2 protein-coding genes are annotated in these 934 nt (G+C 49.6%); both read left to right on the top strand.

Annotated elements, in window-relative coordinates; translation table 11 throughout:
- Positions 1-454: hypothetical protein (locus ABUA47_RS22785; RefSeq protein ID WP_349832107.1), on the top strand; the 454-nt coding region annotated here is incomplete at its 5' end.
- 12 nt (positions 455-466) lie between these two features.
- A partial coding sequence (locus ABUA47_RS22780; protein ID WP_349832105.1) for a hypothetical protein occupies positions 467-934 on the top strand: 468 nt, incomplete at its 3' end.

The raw sequence follows: 934 nt of genomic DNA, 5'->3' as shown, positions 1-934 counted from the left end.
GAACTCTTTCCGGTCAATAGTCTGCTATGCGGCGCAAACTTATGGGTTCTATTATGAGGTATCGAGGCTGACAGACAATATGGGCGACTTCACCAAGCAATTGAAGCGAAGTCCAGCCAATACGCTTGCCGTATCCCTATCCACACAGCGCAACAAGATTTACCGGGAACTGATGATGAACAGCGTGGAAATTGTGAACGATATCCGCACAGCGTGCCTTTCGGAGAACAAGATGACGGAAAAAGAGCGTATGGAAATTGTCTTTGGTATCCGTCCAAAGCTCAAAACAATGAACAAAAAACTGCAACGACTGACCAAAGCGGTAAAGTACACGACAATGGGCGACATTTGGCGGGAAATCGACGAGGGTGCACGTCCCGAAGCCGATAAACGCAGTATCGTGGACGCAGCCAAGCGACGTTGGCGACAGATTGGAAAGAATGTAAGACCTTAAAAATGTAATGATATGGGAATTTGGGATTCAATATTGAAATATGGCGGCAAAGCAGCAAAAGCTACCGGAAGAAGTATGGGACATGCTGCACTGCATCCTTCACAAACCTTACGGGGTACAGGACAAGCCGTCAAGACCGCAGCCATCGGCGGTGCAGTCGGTTATGTGGGTTGGGAGAAACTAACCACAGATAAGAGCGTGGTACATATCGTAAGCGATGCGGTCATAGGGAAATCGGCTACGGATACCCTTGCAGATGCAGCGGACGGTGTGCGAGAACTGACAAGCAAGGCCGGAGAAGCAGTCGGTTCCGTCAGCGGTACGGTAGCCGGCATAGACTCAAAACTGGGTGGAGTATCGAATTTTCTGCGGCAAGTCTCCAATGGCGGAGTTTCCGATATGTTCGGTAACTTTTTCCGTAATCTCGGACAGGGTAACGTGTCGGGATTGAGTATAGCAGGACTGGTCGCAGCAGCATTT

This window comes from Bacteroides sp. RTP31139st1_H2_RTP31139_211217 (assembly GCF_040227615.1).
GTDB lineage: Bacteria > Bacteroidota > Bacteroidia > Bacteroidales > Bacteroidaceae > Bacteroides > Bacteroides uniformis.
Note: the sequence above shows the minus strand (reverse complement) of the source record. Positions and strands in the feature narration are given on the sequence as shown.